Origin of the sequence: Paenarthrobacter sp. RAF54_2, from assembly GCF_052113945.1 — a bacterium.
In the GTDB taxonomy this organism is placed as follows: domain Bacteria; phylum Actinomycetota; class Actinomycetes; order Actinomycetales; family Micrococcaceae; genus Arthrobacter.
This window is the reverse complement of sequence record NZ_JBFRDV010000013.1, coordinates 115,020-134,691: the sequence shown is the minus strand read 5'-3', so window position 1 is coordinate 134,691 and position 19,672 is coordinate 115,020. Positions and strand designations below refer to the sequence as shown.

At 62.0% G+C, this 19,672-nt stretch carries 22 protein-coding genes; 10 read left to right on the top strand and 12 right to left on the bottom strand.

What is annotated here, in order from left to right:
* Nucleotides 1–21 precede the first annotated feature (21 nt).
* Complete coding sequence (locus AB4Y87_RS14635) at nucleotides 22–1,176, top strand: epoxide hydrolase family protein (protein WP_442005053.1); 1,155 nt, start codon at nucleotides 22–24, stop codon at nucleotides 1,174–1,176.
* A 143-nt stretch (nucleotides 1,177–1,319) separates the two neighbouring features.
* On the opposite strand, the gene AB4Y87_RS14630 is transcribed toward AB4Y87_RS14635, so the two are convergent.
* Nucleotides 1,320–2,447, bottom strand: coding sequence for a HoxN/HupN/NixA family nickel/cobalt transporter (locus tag AB4Y87_RS14630; RefSeq protein WP_442005052.1), 1,128 nt, complete (start codon nucleotides 2,445–2,447; stop codon nucleotides 1,320–1,322).
* 12 nt (nucleotides 2,448–2,459) lie between these two features.
* On the bottom strand, nucleotides 2,460–3,065 hold the full coding sequence (locus AB4Y87_RS14625; protein ID WP_442005051.1) for a cupin domain-containing protein: 606 nt from the start codon (nucleotides 3,063–3,065) through the stop codon (nucleotides 2,460–2,462).
* Here AB4Y87_RS14625 and AB4Y87_RS14620 point away from each other — a divergent pair.
* Nucleotides 3,051–3,701, top strand: a complete 651-nt coding sequence (locus tag AB4Y87_RS14620) for a TetR/AcrR family transcriptional regulator (RefSeq protein WP_442005050.1) — start codon at nucleotides 3,051–3,053, stop codon at nucleotides 3,699–3,701. The genes AB4Y87_RS14625 and AB4Y87_RS14620 overlap by 15 nt on opposite strands.
* A gap of 312 nt (nucleotides 3,702–4,013) precedes the next feature.
* Here the strand turns inward: AB4Y87_RS14620 and AB4Y87_RS14615 are convergent, their stop codons facing one another.
* From AB4Y87_RS14615 to AB4Y87_RS14600, 4 genes are read right to left on the bottom strand one after another with little or no spacing between them, the layout of a single operon-like run.
* On the bottom strand, nucleotides 4,014–4,667 hold the full coding sequence (locus AB4Y87_RS14615) for a DUF1254 domain-containing protein (RefSeq protein WP_442005049.1): 654 nt from the start codon (nucleotides 4,665–4,667) through the stop codon (nucleotides 4,014–4,016).
* A gap of 1 nt (nucleotide 4,668) precedes the next feature.
* A complete protein-coding gene (locus tag AB4Y87_RS14610) occupies nucleotides 4,669–5,271 on the bottom strand; it encodes a DUF1214 domain-containing protein (protein WP_442005048.1) in 603 nt (200 codons plus the stop codon).
* A 58-nt stretch (nucleotides 5,272–5,329) separates the two neighbouring features.
* Nucleotides 5,330–5,545, bottom strand: coding sequence for a cold-shock protein (locus AB4Y87_RS14605; RefSeq protein ID WP_442005047.1), 216 nt, complete (start codon nucleotides 5,543–5,545; stop codon nucleotides 5,330–5,332).
* A 55-nt stretch (nucleotides 5,546–5,600) separates the two neighbouring features.
* Nucleotides 5,601–6,107, bottom strand: coding sequence for a hypothetical protein (locus AB4Y87_RS14600; protein ID WP_442005046.1), 507 nt, complete (start codon nucleotides 6,105–6,107; stop codon nucleotides 5,601–5,603).
* A 168-nt stretch (nucleotides 6,108–6,275) separates the two neighbouring features.
* Between AB4Y87_RS14600 and AB4Y87_RS14595 the strand changes: the two genes are divergently transcribed.
* On the top strand, nucleotides 6,276–6,986 hold the full coding sequence (locus AB4Y87_RS14595; protein ID WP_442005045.1) for a response regulator transcription factor: 711 nt from the start codon (nucleotides 6,276–6,278) through the stop codon (nucleotides 6,984–6,986).
* Complete coding sequence (locus AB4Y87_RS14590) at nucleotides 6,983–8,500, top strand: sensor histidine kinase (protein ID WP_442005044.1); 1,518 nt, start codon at nucleotides 6,983–6,985, stop codon at nucleotides 8,498–8,500. The genes AB4Y87_RS14595 and AB4Y87_RS14590 overlap by 4 nt, the downstream gene beginning before the upstream one ends.
* Before the next feature lie 109 nt (nucleotides 8,501–8,609).
* Here AB4Y87_RS14590 and AB4Y87_RS14585 read toward each other — a convergent pair whose 3' ends face one another.
* Nucleotides 8,610–9,020 carry a RidA family protein gene (locus AB4Y87_RS14585; protein WP_442005043.1) on the bottom strand — a complete coding sequence of 137 codons (411 nt, stop codon included), beginning with the start codon at nucleotides 9,018–9,020 and terminating at the stop codon, nucleotides 8,610–8,612.
* An 82-nt stretch (nucleotides 9,021–9,102) separates the two neighbouring features.
* On the opposite strand from AB4Y87_RS14585, the gene AB4Y87_RS14580 reads away from it, so the two are divergent.
* The gene (locus AB4Y87_RS14580) at nucleotides 9,103–9,489 is read left to right on the top strand and encodes a winged helix-turn-helix transcriptional regulator (protein ID WP_442005042.1); all 387 of its coding nucleotides are present in this window, start codon (nucleotides 9,103–9,105) and stop codon (nucleotides 9,487–9,489) included.
* Nucleotides 9,490–9,577: 88 nt separating this feature from the next.
* Here AB4Y87_RS14580 and AB4Y87_RS14575 read toward each other — a convergent pair whose 3' ends face one another.
* Nucleotides 9,578–10,462: a LysR substrate-binding domain-containing protein gene (locus AB4Y87_RS14575; protein ID WP_442005041.1), complete on the bottom strand. Its 885-nt coding sequence runs from the start codon at nucleotides 10,460–10,462 to the stop codon at nucleotides 9,578–9,580.
* Nucleotides 10,463–10,583: 121 nt separating this feature from the next.
* Here AB4Y87_RS14575 and AB4Y87_RS14570 point away from each other — a divergent pair, with 121 nt between their 5' ends.
* The 4 genes from AB4Y87_RS14570 (at nucleotide 10,584) to AB4Y87_RS14555 (ending at nucleotide 15,695) form a co-directional block, all read left to right on the top strand.
* Nucleotides 10,584–11,720, top strand: a complete 1,137-nt coding sequence (locus tag AB4Y87_RS14570) for an FAD-dependent oxidoreductase (RefSeq protein ID WP_442005040.1) — start codon at nucleotides 10,584–10,586, stop codon at nucleotides 11,718–11,720.
* Nucleotides 11,721–12,974: an allantoate amidohydrolase gene (locus tag AB4Y87_RS14565; protein WP_442005039.1), complete on the top strand. Its 1,254-nt coding sequence runs from the start codon at nucleotides 11,721–11,723 to the stop codon at nucleotides 12,972–12,974. It abuts the gene before it with no gap.
* A 176-nt stretch (nucleotides 12,975–13,150) separates the two neighbouring features.
* Entirely contained in the window at nucleotides 13,151–14,284 is a 1,134-nt protein-coding gene (locus AB4Y87_RS14560) for a tyramine oxidase subunit B (RefSeq protein WP_442005038.1), read from the top strand.
* A 121-nt stretch (nucleotides 14,285–14,405) separates the two neighbouring features.
* The gene (locus tag AB4Y87_RS14555; protein ID WP_442005037.1) at nucleotides 14,406–15,695 is read left to right on the top strand and encodes an ammonium transporter; all 1,290 of its coding nucleotides are present in this window, start codon (nucleotides 14,406–14,408) and stop codon (nucleotides 15,693–15,695) included.
* Nucleotides 15,696–15,757: 62 nt separating this feature from the next.
* Here AB4Y87_RS14555 and AB4Y87_RS14550 read toward each other — a convergent pair whose 3' ends face one another.
* The 4 genes from AB4Y87_RS14550 to AB4Y87_RS14535 are packed head-to-tail and all read right to left on the bottom strand — an operon-like array spanning nucleotide 15,758 to nucleotide 18,677.
* Nucleotides 15,758–16,384, bottom strand: coding sequence for a helix-turn-helix domain-containing protein (locus AB4Y87_RS14550; protein WP_442005036.1), 627 nt, complete (start codon nucleotides 16,382–16,384; stop codon nucleotides 15,758–15,760).
* A 29-nt stretch (nucleotides 16,385–16,413) separates the two neighbouring features.
* Complete coding sequence (locus AB4Y87_RS14545; protein WP_442005035.1) at nucleotides 16,414–16,986, bottom strand: TetR/AcrR family transcriptional regulator; 573 nt, start codon at nucleotides 16,984–16,986, stop codon at nucleotides 16,414–16,416.
* 9 nt (nucleotides 16,987–16,995) lie between these two features.
* Nucleotides 16,996–18,315, bottom strand: a complete 1,320-nt coding sequence (locus AB4Y87_RS14540) for a flavin monoamine oxidase family protein (protein WP_442005034.1) — start codon at nucleotides 18,313–18,315, stop codon at nucleotides 16,996–16,998.
* Between the two features lie 20 nt (nucleotides 18,316–18,335).
* Nucleotides 18,336–18,677 (bottom strand): cupin domain-containing protein, encoded by a 342-nt coding sequence (locus tag AB4Y87_RS14535; RefSeq protein WP_442005033.1) that lies wholly within the window; start codon nucleotides 18,675–18,677, stop codon nucleotides 18,336–18,338.
* 147 nt (nucleotides 18,678–18,824) lie between these two features.
* On the opposite strand from AB4Y87_RS14535, the gene AB4Y87_RS14530 reads away from it, so the two are divergent.
* Nucleotides 18,825–19,421: a TetR/AcrR family transcriptional regulator gene (locus tag AB4Y87_RS14530; RefSeq protein ID WP_442005032.1), complete on the top strand. Its 597-nt coding sequence runs from the start codon at nucleotides 18,825–18,827 to the stop codon at nucleotides 19,419–19,421.
* Nucleotides 19,422–19,672: the final 251 nt, after the last annotated feature.

Sequence of the window (19,672 nt, the reverse complement as noted above, 5' to 3'; positions counted from 1 at the left end):
CCGGTTCCTAGAGTTATCGGCATGGAGAACAACACAGAGATCCGGCCCTTCACCATCGACATTCCCCAGGCTGACCTGGACGACCTGCGGGACCGGCTCGCCAGAACCCGGTGGGCCGCGGACCTGCCCAATGTCGGCTGGAGCCGCGGGGTGCCGGTGGGCTACCTCAAGGATCTGGCCGAGTACTGGCGCGATGGCTACGACTGGCGCGTCTACGAGCGGGAACTGAACAAGTACCCACAGTTCACCACCAAGATCGACGGACAGAACATCCACTTCCTGCACGTCCTCTCGCCCGAGCCGGACGCGCTGCCGCTGATCCTGACCCACGGCTGGCCCGGCTCGATTGTGGAGTTTCTGAATGTCATCGGCCCGCTGACCGACCCCAGGGCACATGGCGGAGATCCGGCGGACGCGTTCCACCTGGTGATCCCGTCGATCCCCGGCAGCGGATTCTCCGGACCCACCGGCGAGGCTGGCTGGGACACCAACCGGGTGACCAGGGCCTTCGCTGAGCTGATGAGCCGGCTCGGCTACGACCGCTACGGCGCGCAGGGCGGGGACACCGGCGCGGTCATCTCCCCGGGGCTCGGCCGGCTCAACCCCGACAAGGTCGTCGGCGTGCACGCGAACGGGCTCTCTGCGTTCACCGAGGTCAACCCGGACGAGGCGGGCGAGCTGACCGAGGCCGAGCGGGCGCGGCTGGATCACCTGCAGTACCTGAAGACCGAGCAGTCCGGCTACATGATGATCCAAATCACCCGGCCGCAGACCCTGGCGCACGGGCTGCACGACTCCCCGGTCGGGCAGTTGGCCTGGATCGTGGAGAAGTTCAAGGAGTGGACCGATCCGGCCGCCGAACTGCCCGAGGACGCGGTGGACCGGGATCTGTTACTCACCAACGTGATGCTCTATTGGCTGACCGGCACCGCCGGGTCCTCGGCCAACAGCTACTATGAAACCGCGCACGCCGGAGCCTGGGGCGCGAGTGAACGTTCCACAGTGCCGACCGGGGTCGCGGTGTTCCCCATGGATGTGTCGATCCGGCGCACCGTCGAGCTCGAACACACTCTCGTGCACTGGTCCGAATTCAGCCGCGGCGGCCACTTCGCCGCCATGGAGGCCCCCGACCTGCTCGTCGCCGACGTCCGGGAGTTCTTCAGCAGGCTGCGCTGAAACCGCTGCGGGCGCCGGCCTCGATCAGGGCCGACCTCGATCAGGTTGGGCCCGGCGGCGAATCCCGTCGGACCCCGAGAAAACCTTGGAATCGGGACACTCCTGATGGGCGCTATAGCGGACTGTTGCCGAGGCCCGGCGCATCAAGGTTTCATTGTCCGGCTCGGCGTACTAAAAGCGGGCCTGGTTCGGATAGGCGCTTTCCTGCCCGTGCGCAATCGACTGGCGCAAGCGGCCAGGACCCAGCAGAGTACGAATATGCCGACTATCGCATAGCCCAATCCGGTCAGATCGATGCTTCCGATCGTCGCCAGTGCCCCTCCAATGGTTCCGGTTTTTGCAACAACCACGGAGATCAGCTCCACCGTTCCGATGCTTAGCGCGACGGCTGCGGAGAGCCCCGTGAGGACGACGTTGTACTGAAGTCGGCGGTCCGGCTTCGAGAACGCCCAGTTATAGGCGAGGTTCATGAACCATCCGTCCACCGTGTCGAACAGACTCATGCCGGCGGCGAAAAGCACTGGCAGGATCAGGACGGCGTACCAGGGAAGCGCCATTGTGGCCGCGCCGCCGGCAATGACCAGCAGGGCCACTTCAGTCGCCGTGTCGAACCCCAGGCCGAAAAGCAGCCCTACCAAGTACATTTGCCACGGGTGCGTGATGCTCCGGATGACCGGCCGCAGGACACGGACCATCAGCGTTGTGGGAGATCCGGTCTCTGGATGCACTGGGTGGCCAGCCCGAAGCCGGCGGAAGTCCACAACGACCCGGATCAGAAGAGTCACGTTGAGTGCCGCCAGGATATAGAGGAACACTCCCGAGATAGTGGTTCCAGCCAGCCCGAGGGCTTCGTGCAGGGGCGAGGCGTCCTTACCGACGAGGATTCCGAGATACTGTGCTCCTCCTGCCAGTAGTGCGCAAAGTCCGAAGACGACGCTGGCGTGGCCGAGCGAGAACCAGAAGCCCACCGAGAGCGGCCTAAGGCCCTCACCGATGAGCTTGCGCGTGGTGCAGTCGATGGCTGCGATATGGTCGACGTCGAACGCGTGCCGTGCTCCTAGCAGGTACGCGCCGGTTCCGATCCCCATGCCGAAGATTTGTGTGGAGCTGACGTGCAGGCTTTGAGGAACGATGCTGAAAACCAAAACACCCCAGCCCACCGCGTGCAAAGCGATGATCGTGCCCGCCATGCCTGCCACGGGAGTCACCCGCCACCGCGCGGTTCTTGCACTGCTGAACTCCGGCCGCTCAAGGGAAGCCAGGACACCCATGACCGGTTCCTGTCAGCCCATTGGAGGCGTCAGGCCATACCGGGCAATGATCTCCGGCAGCCACGGCGCTTCCCCGAACTGAAGCCCGTATTTGGCAGCAAGTTTGCCGATGGCCTCGGGATCGGGTGGCCCGGCTTCGAGTTGATCGGCCAATCCCCAGAAGAAATGCTCAAACCCCGCAGGACTAATCACCTCGATCATCCGTGCCGGGACCTTGCCTGCGTTCCACATTGTGTGCAGTTCCCCGCGCGGCTTGGTGATGTAGCCACCAGCGCCCAGCACGGCCTCACGCTCGCCCGACCTGAATCCGATCTCCCCTTCAAGGACGATCGAATACTCATCTTCACGGGTATGCGTGTGCGGCGGAACCAGGGCCCCGACCGGGAACGGATGCTCCACGATCGAGATCTGCTCATTGGTGTGTTCGCCGAGCAGCTTGAACACAACCCCGATGCTTCCGAGGCTGCTCTGCCGCCCTTGTCCCGGCTGCACGACCGTCAGCCGCGGAGCCCCTTCAATGTCCATCACCGGCCCGCTTTCTAATTTGGATATACAATGGTGTATATCGAAATTGTCCGGCCGCAAAGAACGGGTGTCAATACTTTGAGTGAACAGCATGGTTCATCCAAATCCCGCCGCTATCAGATGAGCAGGCGGGCCGAACTTGTGGACAGCACACGGCAGCGTATTGTCGATGCCGCAGTGGCCCTCCACGGTTCGGTGGGACCGGCGCGCACGACGATCGCCGGAGTCGCCGAGAAGGCCGGTGTCACGCGCCTGACGGTCTATCGGCATTTTCCTGACGATGAGGCGTTATTCTCCGCGTGCTCCTCGCACTGGCGCGGACAGCAGCAGCTTCCGGACCCTGCCGCCTGGTCCGGGCATTCCGATCCCCTGGAACGGCTGAAGTTCGGCTTGTCCGACCTTTACCGCTTCTATCGCGACGGCGAGGCCATGCTGACGCGCATCTATGCGGACAAGGGTGCGCTCCCGAAAGGACACCGAGAGGACCTCGAAACCCGCAACGCCTACTTCCGCGATGTCCTTTGCGAACCGTTTTCACAGCAAGACAGGACCGGCCGGCTCGGCGCCATCATGGGCCACGCTATTTCATTCTGGACGTGGCGGTCGCTGTGCCATGACAACGGGCTTTCCAACGAGGATGCGGTTAAAGCCATGTGCGCTCTGGTCGCCATAACGGCCGGCACTTCCGACGCCCGTCAGGGGGAAACGACGGCTCTCCGAACGCTGTGACCCTTCACGTTCTCTAGCCGCGTCTACAGATTTTCTGGTCGACGCCCGCGGCGCGCGATGGCCTCCATGATCTGCTCCCGTGAAAGGCTCCTCTGCTGCTGTGCGATCTCGATCGCGAACTGCAGGGAATCTCCCCTGCTGCCTTCTCGCACATTCGCCCTTACGGTTGATCGGCCAAGCTGTTCGGCTGTGAATCTCAACAATCGGCATCTAGCTGGTTTGACCCCTTCGCCCTGCAGTCAGCTCCTCTGAGGAAGAACGTTGTCCGGTGCCAGTCTTGATCGCCGATGCGAACTGTGGGTTTGGTGACTGCTACGGCCTCAGCGCGGCCAGCTGTATCTGCTTCGCAAGCGAGTAAGCGACCGGCAGATCGTCGTCGTTCTCGACGAACACACGGCCAATGACGAGTACTGAATTGGCTGGTGAGGAAATCTGCGTCATGCCTGTGGGCACCGCCCCCTTCCAACCCGGCCCGCTGAGAACATAGTCACCGACTTCGGTTCCCGTGGTCCGTTTGCCGACGTAGGCAAAGTTGGCGCTCGTCGACGGGTCGGTGAACTGCAAGCTGAAGTAGCGTTCGGCCATGTCTGGAACGTGCAGAACTTGCGGCCCGTTGCCCAAGTCAAGCCAGCCGCCGATGTAGAGAAGATCATCGGCTCCGGTCGCCATGAGGCTCCCATGGGAGGCCGAAGGGGACGACGTTCCAGGCACGGCATACAGCGTGTTGACAGGGATCGGGCCTTGCCCAAGACCATGCTTGAGAATTGCCTTCTTGTAGCCATGGACCGTAAGCCGCGGCCAAAAGAAAATGAAAGCCGGCGTACCCAGCCCCCAGACGATGACCGCGGCTAACGCCAAGGGCATGATCTCGTCGCCGTTGACGATCCGCCGGAAGATGACCCAGGCGAAGATCAACAGTATGGCAACAGTAACGGGACGGCCGTACTTCAGGATGAGGCGGTTCATGTCAGTGCGCCCTTATGACAGGTGGCAAATGGTACGAGCCCTCGAGTATTGCCGGACCGGGCAGATACACACGGAACGTCAGCTTGAACTTCCCCGAGGGAATCGGCAGCCAGTTTTGCTCGTTTCTGCCCGGTGCTTGGTGTTGGAGATAAATATCGAGCGAACCGTCAGCGTTCCGCACCAGAGGTGAACGGTCCCCAATGCTGTACCGGTTAGTCGGGTTCTTCACCATGTATCCGACAACATCGGTCGGAATGAGAGACCAGAAAGCGTTATGGGGCGGGAGTTGCCCGGCAGGGAAACGCAGGACATATCCGTTCCCGCCGCTCAAGGTTTGTCCTGCAGCATCAACCTTCGTTGTCCAATACGCGGCCTCTTCAAACACATTAACCAGAGGCAGGGCCTTCGCGCAGGCGGCCCGCACAAAGACTCCGTTTCCACGCTGGCCACACCTGGGGATGGCACTCCAGCCGTTGACCGTCGTCGTGATGGCCCTGCCCACGGCATTCATCACCACGATCGCCGTCAAGAACGCAAGCACCCCACCGAGAAGTAAGCCCTGCACGATGCCGGACTGTGAGAACCAAGCGAGGGCATTCACCATAACCGCAAGCTACCACCGGCAGCACTGAGTGAAGCTCCGGAAGGACGGAGCAGCTTGGCTATCGCGGCCACCCCACAGGACGAATATTTTCCGCCTGGGGTCCCTTGGAGCCCTGCACAACATCGAACTGGACACGCTGGTTCCCTTCCAAGGAGTGGTACCCGCCGCTGACGATCGCCGAGTAGTGGGCGAAGACCTCATCTGAACCGTCGTCGGGGGCAATGAACCCGAAACGCTTTTCGGTGCTGAACCATTTGACCGTACCAGTCGCCATTTCATGCTCCATCGTTGCGGTACTTGAGCTTTGGGACTTCGCTGACCTAAACCCTCTACTGGGACTTTGCTGGTGTCTGGGCCAGTTTCGTCTGGATGTTTTTTGCGTGTTTCTGTATCTGCTCGCCGTAGCCTCCGTTGAGTGCGGTGTCCTTGATTCTTGAGGCGTCTGCGTCCCGCTCTGATGCCGGGGCTGCTTCCAAGGTCTTCAGGTCGGTCTGCAGATTTGCGGGGAGTTTGCTGAACGCCTTGGGGTGGTGGATCAGGAGGTAAGCGACCTCGTGGGCTTTGTCCCCGAACCCGGCCTCGGCCCGGATGCTGACCCTCAGCACGGCTGGAAGGGCTCGGGCAAATGGATGTTTAGCGTGGCTCGCGCTGTCCGGTCCCGCCGTTGAGGCTGAGGATGACGCGCTTGGAGAAGGGGACGGGCTCTGACCGTCTGCCGAGGCAGCTGTTGCCCCAATTGCTGCTCCCCCGAGAAGGACAGCACCTGCCGCCAAGGCGGCACCGCGCATCCGCCATCGACGGATAACGTCACCGCTTGGCATTTGCTTGTTGTTCATGACGTCTCCTGAGTGATCCGGTGGGACCCCATTGGATTGGGCCAGTAGGGGTCCTTACCATTCCACTATCGCCTGCCGACGTCCGGGACAGATTCGGGGAATGTAAGGGGACGGTAAAGTATGGGCCCTTGCTGCGTTACCCGCCCCAACAGAGCGTTCAATGGAAGCATGGAACAACCATCGACTCCCGATGCGACGCCTTCCCGTGGTCTGGTGATGATCGTGGAAGATGAGCGTGCGATCGCCGACGTGGAACGGCTGTATCTGAGCCAAGCGGGGTTCGGCGTGCATGTGGAACCCACCGGCGAAGGCGCCCTGGAGCGGGTCAGAAGTCTTCGACCCGTCGCTGTCGTGTTGGACGTCGGGCTGCCTGGCATCGACGGAATCGAGGTATGCCGCCGGATGCGCACCCAGGAGGATTGGACACCGATCATTTTTGTCACTGCCCGCGACGAGGAGGTGGACATGCTTTTGGGATTGGAACTGGGCGCAGACGACTACATGACTAAGCCGTTTTCACCTCGGGAGTTGGTGACCAGGCTCAAGACGGTCTTGCGCCGAAGCACGGGCGCCCCCGGCAGCGGCGTCCTGCGGGTTGGCTCCGTGACCCTGGACCGGGGCAGCCGCACTGTCAGCGTCGATGGTTCAGCGGTGGAGCTGACCGCGAGGGAATTCGACGTGCTCGCCTTTTTGATGGCCAGCCCGGGCAGAGTGTTCAGCCGTGAACAGCTTCTGTCTTCGGTCTGGGGGCAGGCCAGTTATGCGGGTGGGCGGACCGTGGACGTACATATAGCCCAGCTTCGCTCCAAACTCGGCGATGACAGCCCCATCCGTACGCTGCGAGGTGTTGGATACTCTGTCGATGGCGGCCGCACGTGAAAATCCATGACGCTGGTAACGGCGGGCTTGACGGCCACGCTAACCGCGAAAGCCGGAATCCGGCGTCGAGTTGGCTGCGCTCACTGGCGGGAAGAATCACGCTCGTTACCGCCGCGGTGGCTGTCCTGGCGGTACTGGTCACCGGAGGCACCGCCTACCCACTGATACGATCCGCGGCCGTCGAGCAGGCCAGACAGCAGCTGTTCCGCCAAGCCGACGCGTTCGCCGCGGCACCCGTTGCCTCCCAGGCGCTGGACCTTCGCGAGAGGCACCTTCTTGGACCGGACACCTACGAGCTGTCCACCATCACCGCCACCGGCACCGTCCGGGGGCCAGCCTCACAGCTCCTGGGGCCAGCCGACATTCAACAAGTGCTTTCCGGCCACAAGGTGTCCGCGACAGTTGTCCATGACGGTGCCCAACTCCTTGTGGAGGCAAGGGCCCTTCCCAAGAGCGGGGGGATCGTGCTGAGCAGGTCCTTGGACGATGTGAATGCCGCCTCCTCCCAGCTCCTCCAACGCACGTTGCTGGCCCTTGCGGCCGGACTGTTAATCGCGGTGCTTGCCGGAACACTGCTGGCCCGGCGTCTCTCCGGCCCCCTCGTCAGGACTGCTGCAGCCGCGCGGCGGATGGCTGCCGGTGAACGGACCGTTCGCGTTGACCCGGCCGGAGTTACTGAGGTGCGCGATGTGGGAGAAGCCATTAACACCCTGGATCACGCGTTGCTGTCCAGCGAAAGCAGGCAACGTGAATTCCTGCTGTCCATCTCCCACGAGATCCGAACACCACTCACCGCCATGCGCGGCTACGCCGAAGCCCTTGAGGACGGGCTGATCCCGCCGGAGGACATGTCACGGATAGGGCGCACACTGTCCGCGGAAACGGACCGTCTCGATGGTTTTGTCCGCGACCTTCTCGCACTGGCCCGACTGGAAGCGGACGATTTCACCCTGGACCTCCAACCCGTCGACGTCGCAGCGCTCTTGGGACAAGTACAGCGGACATGGCAGGGTGCAGCCACGGAGGCCGGGGTGGAACTGACGCTTCAGCTGCCGGAAGCAGCCACGAGTGAACCCCTGCTGGTGACTACGGACGCGCAACGGTTACGCCAAATCATCGACGGGCTCGTGGGCAACGCACTGCGCGTCACCCCGCGAGGGAAACCGCTCATCCTCCGCGCCAGGTTAGAAGAACGCCCCACAACCGCGGGGTCGGCGCAATCCCCTGAGCAGTTCCCTGGCATCCGCAACGCGATCGTCATCGAAGTGCGGGACAGCGGCCCGGGCCTCACGGTCGACGACACCGCCGTCGCCTTCGATCGCGGCGTCCTCTATCACCGCTACAACGGACAACGCCCCACCGGCAGCGGCCTCGGCCTCTCCATCGCAGCACGGCTTGCGGAACGCATGGGACTCACGCTGACCGCAGAAGCCACAGACTTCCCCGACGACGGTGCCTGCTTTTGCATCCGGGTCCCCTGCATGGCCGCTACCTCACCGGGGGACGCCTTGTAGGCACTCAGGCCACTGGCGCTCCGGCGCCAAGTGCCACGGGGCGCACGGAGGGGAACACTCCGCGCCGTGGCTCCTCATAGCCCGGCGGCGGTTCGGGTACCTGGTGCTGCTAATCCAGTACTGCAGTTGCTTCGACCTCGACGAGCACATCCGGTTCGAACAGATACTCGACGCCGATCAGCGAGGTCGGCGGCATCGGCGTGGGCAGTCCGATCTCCGCCGCGACACTTTCGATACCTTCCATGAAAGCGGTGATCTTCTCCGGGGCCCAAGTGGTGACATAGAACGTCAAACGCACGACGTCGTCGAAGCTCGCTTCGGCGCCGGCAAGCGCGCTCGCGGTATTGCGGAGAGCCTGGGCGACCTGGCCGGCCAAATCACCCGGGGCGATGGGGGTAGCATCGGCCAGGCGTGAAATCTGGCCGGCGACGTGAACGTGACGGGTGCCGGTGCCGACGGCGACGTGGTGGTACGGGGTGGGCTGCAACAGGCCTTCCGGGCTGAAACGCTGAACAGACATGAGACTCCTAAGGAAGAGAGATGAACCTTGGTATATCTTTGATACCTGGTAGATGCAGGACACTTCAACGAGACCAGGTTTCATGCCGGATACCACCAGCCATGCTGACCCTCTGGAGATCAGCACCCCGCACCGGGAATTGCTCGATCAAGTTCTGGACAAGTGGTCATTGAGCGTGCTCAACGAACTCTGCGAGCGGCCATGCCGGTTCAGCCAACTGCGGCGCGCGATCCCATCGGTGTCGCAGAAGTCCCTGACCGCGACGCTGCGTCGCCTCGAACGCAACGGCATCATCGAACGCGAGCTGCTCAGCTCGCGCCCCGTGGCGATCGAGTACCGCATCACACCATTGGGCAAGACACTTCGCCACCCCATCGACGTGCTCCTGGAATGGGCCGCAGCGCACATGCCCCACATCGAACAAGCACGCGAGACCTTCGATGCCCAGGACCTGGCCGAAAACACGTGACGGTGGGCGCCTCTGTGAGACGCCGCAGAGGGATCGGGCCACCCAATAGAAGCGGATCGTCGATCCGTCCACCGCGCCAAATAGAGTTTCAGCCCCGCAACCTCGTACTGCTAAGAAGGCCGGACATGAAATGGTCCACTGCTGGCGAGTGGCCTCGTCCCCTGGCTGCGTAGAGGGCCGTCTGCGGCCGTCCGGCGATGGGCCGGGTCAGGACGCCGGGCATCTGGAAGCGTCGGACTGACGCGGGGAGGATGGAGATTCCCAGGCCCGCGGCTACCAGTCCCAGGACGGTTTCCTGGTGGATCGTCTGCTGAACCACCTGCGGGGAGGTTTCCAATCCATCAAACAACCGGTGTACCCGGGTCACGAATCCGGGCATCAGGCGGTACGGGAACAGGATCATCGGTTCCCCTTCCAAATCTGCGGGCCGGATTTCCTCCTGCAAAGCCAGTGGGTGCGCCTCAGGCAGGACGGCAACGAGGTCTTCGGCGCCCACGAGCTCCATTGTCAGTCCCGGAACTTCTCCGGGATCTCGGATAAGCCCTATGTCCAGGTCGCCGTCAAGGAGTTGTTCGATCTGTTCACCGCTGGTGAGCGGGCTCAGGATCAGTTCCACGCGGGGGCGTTGTTGGCGGAAAGCCCTGATGGCTTCGGGGATGGTGGTGTAGCTGGCCGAACTGACGAAGCCCACCCTGATGCGGCCACTGAGGCCCGCCGCGACGCTGGCAAGGTCACCCGCCGCTTCGTCGAGTTCGGTCACTGCGTCTTGAACGCGCCGCTTGAACGCCTCCCCAGCATGGGTCAGCGCAACGCGTCGGGTGGTCCGGTCAAACAACTGAACCCCGAGCTCACGCTCCAGCCGTCTGATGGCGACAGTTAGCGGTGGCTGCGTAAGGTGCAGGCGTTCTGCCGCCCGGCCAAAGTGGAGCTCCTCAGCGACCACGAGGAAGTAGCGGAGCTGTCGCAGTTCCATGATGATTCTTTCGATTGACGCTAATAATTGCTACAGAAATGATATTGGACGCAGTTCAATCTCGCGTGGGTAACTGGTTGAAGCGAAACAACGCATCAACCACCACGTACGGGAGCCGTCCATGGAATCGATCGAATACGTCGTCGTCGGAGCGGGGCTGTCGGGTGCCGCCACGGCTTGGCAGCTTGCCGCCCGCGGCCACGACGTTGCACTGCTTGAACGCTCGACGCCGGCCAACGACTCCGGCAGCTCGCATGGATCGGCGCGGATTTTCCGCTACGCCTACCCGGGCGACTTCTACACGGGTCTGGTGAAAGAGGCCAAGGCCGGTTGGGACGAGCTTGCGCGCCTGAGCGGTAAACAGCTCATTACACCTACCGGCGCCGTCGACTATGGAACGGTCAGGCAACCCGAACGCCTCGCCGCGGCTTTGTCCGCACACGGCATTGACCATGAACTCCTGTCCCCCGACGAAGCGCAGGCACGATGGCCGCAGATCGCCTTCGACACCCAGGTGCTTTGGCACCCCGGCGCCGGCGTGATCGACGCCCACGAATCAGTGGCCGCCATGGTTGACCAGGCAGTGGCCCATGGCGCGGCACTGCACACCAACTGGGCCGTGGCCTCCATCAAAGGATCAGCCGGCCATTACACGCTGACTTCCGAAGACGGCCGTTCGATGATGGCCGCAAACGTGATCGTCGCCGCGGGCGGCTGGCTCCCCCAGCTGCTGGGCTCCCTGTCCCTGCCGTCTTCATTCCTGGAAAGTATCCCCGCTCTTGAAGTGCGGCAGGAGCTGGCTTATCACTTCCCGTACGCCGACAGCAGCTCGCCGTGGCCCACCTTCATCCACAAACGCGAAGGTTGGCAGGCCTACGGTCTGCCCGGTGGCCGCGATGCCGGCTTCCGCGGACAAAAGGTCGCCGAGTACAACGGCGGCAAAGTCCTGCCGTCCGCAGCGGAACAGGACGGACAGATCGACCCGGCAAACCGCCGTCGAGTTATCGACTACGTCGAGAAATACCTCCCGGGGCTGGTCCCCGAACCGTACGCAGAGACCACGTGCCTCTTCACCAATACGCCCAGCGAGGACTTCATCCTGGACCGCGCCGAGGGCATCACCCTCCTCTCGCCCTGTTCCGGCCACGGAGCGAAATTCGCGCCACTGATCGGCCAACTGGCCGCAGACCTGGCCACCGGCGCTGGCGCCGTCCCGGAACAGTTCCGACTCGCCGCCGCACCAGCAGGAGCCCACTAAATGCATCACGTCACCCCTGTCACCGCCCGGACAAGCACGACGGCGGCCACCGTCACCGCGTTGCTGTCCGACATCGCCGCCACTGGCACCGATCCACTGCGGGGAGGCTACACCCGTTCCGTTTATTCGACCGCCGAACTGGACCTGCGGACGTGGTTCATCGATCAAGCCACCAAACGCGGCTTGTCCGTGGAAACGGACCGCAACGGCACCATCTGGGCGTGGTGGGACACCCCCGGCGGGGATCGAAGCAACAGCCTTGTCACCGGCAGCCACCTCGACTCCGTCCCCGGAGGAGGTGCGTTCGACGGACCCCTTGGCGTCGCCTCGGCCCTCGTCGCCGTCGACATCCTCAAAGCCCAAAACCCCATTCCGGCCCGGCCACTGGCCATCGCGGTGTTCCCCGAAGAAGAAGGGTCCCGCTTCGGGGTGGCGTGCCTGGGCTCCCGTCTGATGACAGGTGCCATCGACCCCAACAAAGCCCGGAACCTGCGGGATCCGGATGGCAACACCTTTGCAGACATCGCCCACGCCAACGGTTTGGACCCCCGCTACATCGGCAAGGATGAGCAGCTCCTTGGCAGTATCGGGGCGTTCGTTGAACTCCATGTGGAACAAGGCCGGGGGCTCATCGACCTCGACCGGCCCATCGCCATTGCCTCCTCCATCCTGGGACACGGCCGCTGGCGGCTCAGCATTCAAGGACAGGGCAACCACGCCGGGACAACGCTCATGGCCGATCGTAAAGACCCCATGGTCGCCGCTTCACGCATGGTCATCGGCATCCGCGACGCGGCACGGAGCCAGTCCCACGCCCGGGCAACTGTCGGACGGCTCCAGCCAATCCCGGGTGGAACCAACGTCATCGCCTCCAGGGTGGACTTTTGGCTTGATGTCCGGCACCCGGACGATGCCACTACCGCGGCACTGGTCCAAACCATTCACAACAAGTCCCAGCTGATCGCTGCTGAAGAAGGCTGCACCGTTGAAATGACAGAAGAATCCCTCAGCCCCACCGTTCACTTCGACATAGGCCTGCAGAATCAACTGCAGCAAGCGCTGCCGGATGCACCCATCCTCGACACAGGAGCAGGCCACGACGCAGGCGTCCTCTCACCGCTCGTGCCCACCGCAATGGTGTTCGTCCGAAACCCCAGCGGCGTCTCCCACTCCCCCGAAGAACACGTGCTGGACGAGGACGCCGAAATCGGGGCGCAGGCTCTGGCCGACGCACTCGCGAGCCTCATGAACTGAGGCGTTCAGCAAAACAGCCGCTCTGAATCACATCAACCCGTGCCGCTTGGGCACCAATAAGTTGTCCCCGCGAAAGAAGTAACAGGCCGGAAACACTGGCTTGACCCATCAGAAATCCCTTCCGAGTTTACTGTTAGTAATTCATGTTTCATCAAGTTCAACGACTAAGGAGTGCTATGTCCACCAAGATCAACTTCCGTTACCTCAGCGAGCCCGACATGATCGAGGCCGGCGTCGGCGATCTTGTCCGATGCACCGATGTCATGGAGGAAGTCCTCGTTCTATTGCGTCAAGGGGACTACCGAATGGCCGGCGAGAACGGCAATTCCCACGGCGCCATGATCACCTTCCCCGCCGCTCCTGAGTTTGAAGGCATGCCAAAGGATGGACCGGATCGCCGTTTCATGGCTATGCCCGCCTACCTGGGCGGCCGCTTCGGCACCTCGGGCGTGAAGTGGTACGGCTCCAACACTGAAAACCGCAAGAAGGGACTTCCCCGCTCGATCCACGTATTCGTCCTGAACGACAGCGACACTGGCGCGCCACTGGCGATCATGAGCGCAAACCTGCTGAGCGCCTACCGCACTGGCGCCGTTCCCGGCGTCGGCGTCAAGCACCTGGCCAAGGCCGACGCCAAAGTCGCCGCAGTGGTCGGCCCCGGCGTCATCGCCCGCTCGGTCCTTTCAACCACGCTGGCCTTGCGCCCTTCGATCGACACCCTGTACGTGAAGGGCCGCAGCGAAGGAAGCACCGACACCTTCGTAAATTGGGCGAAAGCAACCTTCCCCCAACTCACCACCGTCACCTCAGCTGAAACCATCGAAGACGCCATCGCCGACGCCGATGTGGTCATGGCCACCACGTCCACCGATGCCGCCGGCAGCGACGCCTTCCCATACTTCCCGAAATCAGCCATCAAGCCCGGCGCACTGCTGCTCCTTCCCGCCGCGGCCCGTTTCGACGACGACTTCCTGCAGGGCGACGCCCGCCTGGTCATCGACGCCGAAGGCCTCTACCAGGCGTGGCTCGAAGAATACGGACCCACCGCGTACCAAATCCTCGGCATTCCGGGATCACACTGGTTCGGGCTCCTGGAGGAAGGAAAGATACCGGCCTCGAAAATCGAGGAGATCGCAGACATTGCCACCGGCAAGCTCCCTGCCCGCCGTGACGACGAGGAAGTCATCCTCTACTCCGTAGGCGGCATGCCCATTGAGGACGTCGCCTGGGCCACCGATCTCTACCACGCTGCCGAGGAGAAGAACATCGGTACTGTCCTGAATCTCTGGGACACCCCGGCCCTCGCATAATCCCAAGCGCTTCCTGCCGCTGGGCCGCGCCCGGTGATTGCAGTTCATAAGTAAAGATGTGTGCCCCACGCCGCCAAACCGGCGTGGGGCACATTCCCACTCTCCTCAGAAAGGGCATCCCATGGATTCCGGAAATGTGGCCTGGCTGCTGGTCAGCTCGGCTTTGGTGTGTTTGATGATTCCCGCCCTCGCCCTGTTCTACGGAGGCATGGTGGGTTCACGCCGGATACTGAACATGATGATGATGTGCTTCGGTGGCGTCAGCATTGTCGCGGTCCTCTGGGCCGCTTTCGGCTACTCGGCAGTCTTCGGCAATTCCATCGGTGGATTGGGCCTGATCGGCGATCCCATCCAATACCTGGGCATGGACCAGCTGCTCGCCGCTGATCCCAACGCCGACGTTCCCCCAGCAGTCTTTGCCGTCTTCCAACTCTTCTTCGCCGGGATCACCACTGCCATCATCGCCGGTGCCGCGGCCGGGCGGATGAAGTTCGGCGCATGGATGCTCTTCGCGGCGCTCTGGTCAACACTGGTCTACCTGCCCGTGGCCCACTGGGTCTTTGCCCTCAACTCCCCTGACGGCACTGTCACCGGCGGCTGGATCCTCAACAGCCTGAAAGCCATCGACTTCGCCGGCGGAACGGCCGTCCACATTAACGCCGGCGTCGCAGCGTTGGCGCTTTCGCTGGTGCTCGGCCGCAGCGCCGGTTGGCCCAAAAGCGAACACGTCCGTCCGCACAGCCGCCCGCTGGTACTTGTCGGTGCCGGTCTGCTCTGGGTCGGCTGGTACGGATTCAATGCCGGTTCAGCCCTCGCCGCCGGTAACACCGCATCGGTCGTCTTTCTGACCACCGCGGTGGCTGGTGCCGCTGCGCTCCTGGGCTGGATCGCCGTCGAACGCCTCCGCCGTGGGCGCGCCAGCAGCATCGGGGCCGCATCCGGTCTCGTGGCCGGCCTCGTTGCCATCACTCCAGCGTGTGGCGCAGTCAGCCCGTTGGGTGCCATTGCCATTGGAGCCATCGCCGGAGCCGTGTGCTCCCTGGCGGTCGAATGGAAATTTCGCCTCGGCTTTGATGACTCCCTGGACGTTGTGGGCGTGCACCTCGTGGGAGGCGTCATCGGCACACTGCTCATCGGCATCTTCGCGACCGAAGCTGCACCCAACAAGACTGCGGGATTGCTCTACGGGGGCGGACTGGGCCTGCTGGGCACACAGGCGCTGGCCACTGGGGCAGTGCTGGTCTACTCGTTCGCCGTGACATGGCTCGTAGCTAAGCTCGTCCACGTCACCGTCGGCTTGCGCATACGACCGGAAGACGAAATGCGAGGCATCGACATCGCCGCCCACGCCGAAGAAGCCTACCTCGTCGACGAAGAACCCGAAATGCTCGGCTCCCCTTCACGCTCATAATTGCCGCACCTGATGTGCAGACCGATTACTCCCAGGGAATAGTTGCAGTCGTGCCACTGCAATTAATGCGAAGCAACTGCCAGAAAGCGAATGGGGAGTTCCGTTAGCCGAAGTGGTCCATGCGGTCCCTCAGCCTCGAACAATAGAGAGTCTCCTGGTGCGAGCTCATACTCGTAGGATCCGTGACTGTAAACCATTCGGCCTTCGAGCATGTAGATGAATTCAGTGCCTGTGTGCTGGAACTGCGGGAAAACATCAGAGGCACTGGAAAGGGTGACCAGGGTGGGTTCGACGGCATGTTCCCGCCGCTTAAGGGAGCCCAGCAAACGATACTCGTGGCCATGTCGAGTTCCGGTCCGTACCGTGACGCTCCCTTCTCCGGCACGAGTGAGCGAGGCCTCGCGCTCCGTGTCAGCCCCCTGGAAAAGGGCGGTGACAGGGATGTTAAGCCCCAACGCCAGCCGTTGAAGGGTTGTCAAAGAACATGAAGTGCTGGCGGACTCAATCTTGGAAACCATGGCCTTGGAAAGCCCGGTACGAATAGCAAGTTCAGCGGCCGACATGCCGGCTTCGACTCTGTAGCGCCTGACTTGCAGCGCGATGATGGCTTCGAGGGCGCCTTGCTGACCACTTTCCGCAGGGGGCGAGTCCGCCGTAGAGGGAGTGTTCGGGGCGTTCTCGGTTGTCATGGTTTGAGTATAGGCAGGCCTGCAGGAAACTACCCGGGCTGTTGAAGCTTGGCGAGCATGCGACCGACTTGTACAACCGCGGGCTTTATTCTCGTCGTATCGCTTATTGTGAGGAATTGCAGCATGAGGCCGTCCAGTGCGGCGAAAGCGGCTAGCGAGACCTCATTGCGTGTATCAACCCCTTTTTTAACTAGGGCCTGTTCCACGGTTCGCACATAATTCTGATACAGCCGACTAACCATTTCCCTAATCTCGGGATTGCGGCGGGATTCGAGGATCATCTCGAACTGAAACAACTGAAGTTCAGGTTCTGCGGCCACCGAGTTGATCAGCGCGTCTGCAAAACTCTCGTCAAAGTCCGCAAGACCTTCCAGACCCGTCTCCTCGATGGAGCGATGCACGGCCCACTCCATCGTTGCCGCCAGCAGGCCATCGAGGGATCCGAAGTGATGAGTCACTAAAGCGTGGTTAACCCCAGCCCGGGACCCAACGGAACGGTAGGTCACCCCACGGAGCCCTTTCTCGGCTACGACGCTGATGACAGCGGCCAACAAAGCGTCACGGCCATCGCCATAAGGCAATTTGCGAGGCTGGGAAGTCATGGATTGATCCTACCGGGGAGCAGACAGGGCAACAGACTCCAGCAGGATCCCGGCTTGCTGGGCCGCCTCCATTCCGCTTTCGATGGCACCATCGATGAAACCACCCCAACCATTGGCTATGTCGGAGCTGGCGAAAAAGACGCGCCCATGCGGCTTCTGCATCCCGGCCAAGTGACGAGACAAGAACCCCGTCTTGTGCATGGGCCACGTCTCACCCGAATATTCGTCCCCGGTCCAATCATGAGTGGCGACGTCGAGAACTTCGGCGGCGGGAAGAAGCCGTCGCAGCTGATGCTCGACGGCGGACACGTCAGTAGAGTCAATATTGCTGGCATCAGGACCGAACGCGACTATGACAGTGTCACCATTCACTTCGTACTCGCTCTGGAAAAAGTTAAGGGGCCAGTCAGCTCCGCCCAAGGCCACAAACGGTTCATGGATCCCCCGTAGTCGTACCCAAATTTTTGTCCCCTTCGATACCTGGCCGCGTACCATCGCTTCCTGTTTTAGAGCCGGGAGCTCAGGATGGAATACAACCTTTTGCAACACGGGCAGCGGCATTGTCACGATGGCAGCAGCGGCAGTAACGGATTCCCCGTTTCGATCGGAGACAGTCACGATGCCTCCGTCTTCGCTTATCTCAGCAACTGTGAATCCGAAGTCAATTTCCGCGGAGGAGTCTCGGAGGATGGCCTGGGCCAAGGCTCCTGTTCCGCCGACGATCTTGTAGGTGGCGCACGCTTCAAAAGAGACACTCCAGTCTCCGTTCGTCAAAGCGACCCATCGGAGTGCCTGGGTAAACGCGGCCTCATCAAGGGGTCCGTTGAAATTCAAGGCCCAGAAGGACTCCAGTATTTCCCGGCTGGCTCCCGGGGGAAATTCCGAGCGGATCCGATCCTTGACTGTTACATTGTCCACTTCGCGGAACGCGTCAGTGGCCAGTGGCGTGAAAGGTTCGGGGAAGTAGTGTCGCGCTTCCCGTACGAATTCCTCATTGCCCGACCCAATGAGATTCAGCAGCTCCTCAGGGTCTCCCTCGTGGCGAGCTCCCGCCGCCCACCACATGGCTTTCTGCGGTTGTGGGCTGGGTGTCGTCGCCAACCCGTAACGTTTCAGCTCGGCCCAGATATAGGGCTGGGTCCAGTGGACCCAGGTTCCACCGAATTCAAGATCCCGGCCCAAACGCCGGTCCAGCCAGGTGCGTCCACCGATCCTGTCACGCGCCTCCAGGATTCGCACCGTAAGGCCTTGTCGTGCGAGCTCGCGGGCAGCTGTAAGTCCGGCGAATCCGGCTCCGATAACGACAACGTCGACGTCGGTGGTCTCCATTGTAGGTTCCTTTCCGGCCGTTAGGAGTAGACGAAGAACTCGACGGTGGGCTCGTGGACTGACCAACGGGTCTTGGCCCCCTTGTTAAAGGACGCCGCGCCGCCAGGAGTGAGGTTGTAAGACTGTCCGCCCTCGACTTCGATGGTGAGATGCCCTTCGAGAATCGTGATGGTCTCATCAGCCTCAATGAGCAGATCGAAGGGTACAGGGGCTTCCTCAGGGGTTACATGCCAGAATCCACAGGCCAGCGCGGGTCGTTCCCCGTCACCAAATCTGCGGATCCATTGAACGGATCCAAGTTCGAACGCTTCATTCTTGCCCTGGTCAAGGGCATCGGAAACAGTGAAGGCGGCGTTGGTCATTTTGACTCCAGAAAAGTGTGGAAGCTCTCATGAGCTTGGGAAATCGGTGACCTTTAGGCCACAGGCGTGAATGGCATCACTCACCATGATCTAAGCAATTGCTTAGTTTCCTGTCAAGGCCCCGCCAGCATGGATAGGATCAGTGCTATGGGCAATCCAAGCGGCGCAACAAAATATGGAACCGGCAAGGACGCCCTCCTCAGGGCTGTCGTGGTGGTGGTGTCGGAGAAAGGCCTGCGGGGATTGACCTTTAGGTCGGTCGCGGAGTGCGCAGGAGTCAATAACTCCCTGGTAGCCCATCACTTCGGGACCCGTGACGCCTTGATAGCGGCCGCACTGGAATGGGCATCCGAACGCTCCATCAGCGCTTCCAGACTGCGGGAAGCCGTCACCGCGGGGCAGTCCTTCACGGACTCGCTGCTCGATCTACTCCTGGAGGATCCCGAGCTTCAAGTTTTCCAGTACGAAATGATCCTTGAGTCGCGCCGGCGCCCCGAACTCCGCGCCGGGGTGCTCGCGTTGTATGAAAGCTACATCGAAGCGCTCACCGAAGGCCTCGACGCTTCCGGCGCTTCCTACAATTCCCGGGTTGTGGCCCGCATGCTTTTCGCGACACTCGACGGATTGGTCCTTCAGTACCTTTCCGGCGTTGAGCGCCGGCTCATTCAAGCATCCCTTGAGGAAGTCCATGGGGTGCTGCTGCAGCAGGGACTGTCACCGTCGGCCGCAGATTCGGCTACCTGAAGATCACGAACCCACCCGATCGAATCAAGCGCCCTACCGGCATCCCATCGCAGCCGTAGGTAATTCGCCAATACACCGAGATCAGCGGTCCGCCGCTGCCCAAAAACGACCCTTGACACTCGAAATTATACATCTGTATAGTTTGGAGTGTGGGCAGGATCACTCAAAGGGCTGTCTGTCCTACGCAGCATCGATCGACCTTCTTCTCGCACTGCGCATAGGCGCGCAATGCAGGCTTCACCATCTCCCCA